Raw genomic sequence first — 4,805 nt, forward strand, 5'->3', positions numbered from 1 at the left:
TGCCCTTGGAGTGCCGCTCGAACAGAGGGCCGCCCAGAGAGCTTTCCAGCTCGACCAGCGCATGGGTCGCGGCGGGCTGGCTCAGGCCAATGGAGGAAGCAGCCCGGTGCAGGCTTTGCAGGTCGGCGATTGCAATGGCCAGCTGCAGGTGCTTGAGGCGCACCCGCCCCAGGATGCGGTTGAACAGGACGGAAGGCGTCAAATCCGGCATGACTTATTCAAAAAATGAATTCACTTGAAAAAGAAGCATTGGCCTTGCGGAGCCTGCTGTGGAACGATCGCGCGCTGGCAAGGGGCAAACCCACGCCAGATGCATTCAATTAACGAATCTTATTCCCGCACCAGCCCGCCGCTGGATGCGAGAGATCTCAGGAGACAAACCACCATGCCATCACCTCAGCGCCAGCCCCTGCGCACGATCACCTTGCGCTCCACCCACTTCCTGCTCGCTCCGGTCGTGGGCGCCATCCTGGCCATGGGCCAGGCACAGGCCGCAGACACCCTGGACACCGCCTGCAAGACCACCGCCGAATGCCAGGCACAGGTCGCCAAGATCCAGGGGCTGGTCAAGGGGGACGCCACCAGCGCCTTGTCCAAGTCGCAGGACACCTTCTACTGGTTTGGCCGCATCAACATGGCATCGACCGTGGTCAACGTGGAGCAAGGCATCATCCCCAAAGCCCAGGCAGGCCGCATTGCGCGGGGCGTGGAGTTGTCGATCACGCAGGCGACGGCCCCGGGTGGCAAGCGCCCCACCGATGTGCTGCAGGTCGAGAAGATCATCACGGACGCCGTGGGCCCCGAGGCCACGCTGATCCACACCGGGCGCAGTCGCCAGGACATCCACTCCACCTTGAACGCCGCGCAGTTGCGCCTGGAGATGCTGGACTTTGCCGATGCGCTGGACCAGGTGCGCACACGGCTCATCACCATCGCACAGGCGCACACCGCCACCTATATGCCCGCCTACACCAATGGCGTGCAGGCCATGCCCATCAGCTATGGGCACTACCTCATGGCGTTTGCCGATTCGTTCGCCCGCGACTCAGCACGCATCCGCGAGGCCTATGCCCGCATCAACCTCAGTCCCATGGGCACGGCGGTGCTGGCCAACTCCAGCTGGGGCATCAACCGGGAGCGCCTGGCGCAACTGCTGGGGTTTGACGGGCTCATCGTCAACTCGCTGGATGCCGGACAGATCAGCACGTATGACATCCCGATCGAGGCCGCGTCCATCGCCAGCTCCACCGCCATCCGCGTGGGCGCTTTCATGCAGGATGTGCACACCCAGTACCACCAGACCCGGCCATGGCTGCTGCTGGCCAGCGGCAAGACCTACACCAGCAGCGCCATGCCGCAGAAAGCGAACCCGGGCATCATCCAGAACACCCGCGCCAAGGCCAGCGATGTGGTGGCGTCGGCCCAGGCATCGCTGTGGCGCGCCCATAACGTAACGCCCGGCATGATCGACTACAAGAACACCTGGAGCCCCGGCAGCGCCAAGACCTTTGTCCAGGGCGTGGAGATGCTGCAGCAGCTGGCCGATGTGCTGGACTCGCTGCGCATCGACCCAGCCCGCGCACTGGACGAACTGGAATCCGAATGGACCACGTCGATGGAGTTGGCCGAAACCCTGCAGCGCACCCATGCCATTCCGTTCCGGGTGGGCCACCACTTTGCGTCGGACGTGGTGGTGTATGCCAAGGAACGCAACATCCGGCCCAAGGACTTTCCGTACACCGAAGCCGTGCGCATCTACCGCGAAGCGGGCAAAAAGTACGACATCAAGGACCAGCGCCTGCCGCTCACGGAGAAGGAATTCCGCCGCGCCCTGTCCCCCGCCGAGATGGTGCAGACCCGCACCGGCACAGGCGGCCCCCAGCCACAGGAGGTCGCGCGCATGGTAGCCGCTGCCAAGGACACGCTGGCCAAGGACCGCGCCTGGTCGGGTGAAGCCCGGCAGCGCCTGCTGGCCGCCGAGGCGGCGCTGAACGCGGCGTTTGAGGGCGTGAAGTCATTGCCCTGAACGGGGGATGTCCGGGGGCGGGCCTGAGGAGAACAAGAAACCGACGGCGTCGCCGGCGTCATTCCAGCCTGCGCCCGTCGGTGTCATCCACCACGCCATCGCCGCCTTGCTGCACCGCTTTTTCGACCGCTTCGCGCGTGAGCGTCGGCACAAAGCTTTCAATGAACCGGTAGGCATAGCCGCGCAGCCAGGCGCCGCGCCGCAGGCCCAGGCGGGTGAGGTTGACCTCGAACAGATGGCCCGCGTCGATGAGCCGCAGGTGGCGGTCGCGCTCTTCATCGACCGCGATGGACGCGACGATGCCCACGCCCATGTCCAGCTCCACATAGGTCTTGATCACGTCAGCGTCCATGGCGGTGAGCACGATGTCGGGCGCAATGCCTTCGCGCGCAAAGGCCTCGTCGATGTGCGCGCGACCGGTGTAGCCCAGCTCGTAAGTGATGATGGGGTATTGCGCCAATTGCTCCAGCGTCACCGGGCCGGGCAGGTCGAGCAGGCGGTGGCCCGGGGGCACCACGATGCTGTGCGTCCAGCGGTAGCACGGCAGGGTGACCAGGGCGTCGTAGCCGGCCAGCGCCTCGGTGGCCACGCCGATGTCGGCCTCGCCGGACAACAGCATCTCTGCCACCTGGCGGGGCGAGCCCTGGTGCAGGTGCAGCGACACCTGCGGGAACAACGCCCGAAAGTCGCGCACCACCTGGGGCAGCGCATAACGCGCCTGCGAGTGCGTGGCCGCCACCGACAGACGCCCCTGCGCGCTGTCGCTGAAGTCCTGGCCGGCACGCCTGAGGTTGTCGGCCTCCAGCAGCAGGCGCTCGACTGTGGGCAACAGCACTTCGCCAGGCGGTGTCAGGCCCGTGAGGCGCTTGCCCGCCCGCACAAAAATCTCCACGCCCAGCTCTTCCTCCAGCTCGCGGATCTGGCGGCTCACCCCGGGCTGCGAGGTGTGCAGGATGTGTGCCACTTCGGTCAGGTTGAAGCCCCGCCGCACGGTTTCGCGCACGGAGCGCAGTTGCTGAAAGTTCATGGATAAAAGCCGGTCTCACAATGTCGATGTGACTGCCACCGCGCGGGGACCGTGCTGGCGACGGCCCCATGCGTTCCGTAGCCAGACAGCCCGTAGCGCAGGGGTCTGTAAATACTATGTTTTTGATAGCATCAAGCGCATATTCCACTAGCGCATCAGTCACTTTTCTTTGGTTTTTTGCCCGTGCGGGCCTTACATGTCCCGCTGGGACAGATCGGGCACATAGCGGTCGGCCTGGATGTCGGGCGACAGCCCGTGGGTGATGACCTCGTCGGTGATGGGCAGGAACTGCGCATTCCACTGCTCCCACGCCGCGCGCAGGCGTTCAAACACTTCGGGGTGCTTGTGGCGCAGGTTGGCGCGCTCCAGCGTGTCGTCTTCCACGTCGAACAAAAACTCGTTGTCGTTGATGCGCAGGTACTTGAAGCGGCCCTCGCGCACGGCGCGCTGGCGCTGCGACTTGTAACGCCAGAACAGCGTGCGCGGGTGCGCAGGCGCATCGCCCTCCAGCACGGGCAGGATGCTCTCGCCGTCGGGCGGGTAGTCGGCATGGGGCGCCACGCCCGCAGCGGCCAGCAGCGTGGGCAGCCAGTCCATGGTGGCGGTGACCTGGTCGCTCACCTGCGGTGCAATGCGCGCAGGCCAGCGCAGCAGCGTGGGCACGCGGATGCCGCCTTCGAGCAGCTCGGTCTTCTGGCCGGTGAAGGGCCAGGTCTTGGAAAAGCGCTCGCCCCCGTTGTCGCTGGTGAAGACGACGATGGTGTTGTCGGCCAGGCCTTGTGCCTTGAGTGCATCCAGCACCTGGCCCACCGCCTTGTCGAGCGAGCGCACCATGCGCGCATAGGTGGCCAGGTTGCCGCCGTCGTAGTGAAACAGATCCTTCAGGCCCAGCGATATTTCTTCGTCCTCCGGCCCCACCCAGGGCCAGTGGGGCGCGGTGAAGTGCAGCGACAGAAAGAACGGCTTGGCCGCGCTGCGCTCGCCGATCCAGCGCTCGGCCTCATCGGCCAGCAGTTGGGTGTAGTAGCCCACGCGCTCCACCGGCACCTCGCCTTCGTACAAATCGCGCGCCACGGCATCGCCCACGCCGGGCTTGTGCGTGAAGTAGTCGATGGCACCGCCGTAGTTGCCAAAGAAGCGGTCGTAGCCACTCTTGAGCGGGCCGAAGGTGGGCAGGCTGCCCAGGTGCCACTTGCCAATCAGCGCCGTGTCATAGCCCGCATCGCGCAGCAACGATGGCAGCGTGGGGTGCTCGGGCGGCAGGCCGTGCACATGGGCCTTGCGCACCAGGGGCTCCTCCAGCCCACCGCGCAGCCGGTACTGGTAGCGCCCGGTGATCAGCGCAAACCGCGTGGCCGAGCACACAGCCGAGTTGGCATAGGCCTGGGTAAAACGCACGCCCTCGCCCGCCAGCGCATCCAGGTGCGGCGTGGTGAAGTCGGCCTGGCCGTACACGCTCAGGTCGGCCCAGCCCAGGTCGTCGGCCAGGATAAAGACGATGTTGGGCGCTTGGGTGGAAGCGGAGGCTGCCACATTGGTGGTGATGCTCATGCAGCCCCCTTGGCCTTGCCGGCGGCATCGGTCTCGCGCCACTGCTTGTCGAGCTTGAGGTCCTTGACGGCCTGCTGCACGAAGGCGGGCTGGAACCAGGCCTTCACGTCAAACGTCTGGCGGATCAGCCCCAGCTTGACGCCATCCTGAAGCACGCCCTGGTAACCGGCGATGAAGCCCTCGTCGAGCAGCGGCGAATAC

Annotated in this window: 4 protein-coding genes and 1 pseudogene; 1 reads left to right on the forward strand and 4 read right to left on the reverse strand. The window is 65.7% G+C overall.

The features are described from left to right. Positions 1 to 211 (reverse strand): LysR family transcriptional regulator (locus tag DBR23_RS30330; protein ID WP_233250294.1); only part of this gene is annotated, 211 nt, incomplete at its 3' end. Between the two features lie 174 nt (positions 212 to 385). Between DBR23_RS30330 and DBR23_RS05555 the strand changes: the two genes are divergently transcribed. Next, complete coding sequence (locus DBR23_RS05555; protein WP_108497568.1) at positions 386 to 2,026, forward strand: argininosuccinate lyase; 1,641 nt, start codon at positions 386 to 388, stop codon at positions 2,024 to 2,026. Between the two features lie 58 nt (positions 2,027 to 2,084). Here the strand turns inward: DBR23_RS05555 and DBR23_RS05560 are convergent, their stop codons facing one another. The 3 genes and pseudogenes from DBR23_RS05560 to DBR23_RS30335 form a co-directional block, all read right to left on the reverse strand. After that, complete coding sequence (locus tag DBR23_RS05560) at positions 2,085 to 3,053, reverse strand: CysB family HTH-type transcriptional regulator (protein ID WP_108497569.1); 969 nt, start codon at positions 3,051 to 3,053, stop codon at positions 2,085 to 2,087. Between the two features lie 192 nt (positions 3,054 to 3,245). Beyond that, positions 3,246 to 4,604 (reverse strand): sulfatase, encoded by a 1,359-nt coding sequence (locus tag DBR23_RS05565; RefSeq protein WP_108497570.1) that lies wholly within the window; start codon positions 4,602 to 4,604, stop codon positions 3,246 to 3,248. Continuing rightward, positions 4,601 to 4,805, reverse strand: a pseudogene (locus tag DBR23_RS30335) (sulfate ester transporter substrate-binding protein); the annotation flags it as partial. The gene DBR23_RS05565 and the pseudogene DBR23_RS30335, both read right to left, overlap by 4 nt.

Origin of the sequence: Acidovorax sp. HMWF018 (assembly GCF_003061035.1) — a bacterium.
GTDB classification, from domain to species: Bacteria; Pseudomonadota; Gammaproteobacteria; order Burkholderiales; family Burkholderiaceae_C; genus Acidovorax; species Acidovorax delafieldii.

Coding starts and splice junctions, on each gene's coding strand:
- DBR23_RS05555 (WP_108497568.1), top strand. CDS start 386: ATGCCATCACCTCAGCGCCAGCCCCTGCGCACGATCACCTTGCGCTCC.
- DBR23_RS05560 (WP_108497569.1), bottom strand. CDS start 3,053: ATGAACTTTCAGCAACTGCGCTCCGTGCGCGAAACCGTGCGGCGGGGC.
- DBR23_RS05565 (WP_108497570.1), bottom strand. CDS start 4,604: ATGAGCATCACCACCAATGTGGCAGCCTCCGCTTCCACCCAAGCGCCC.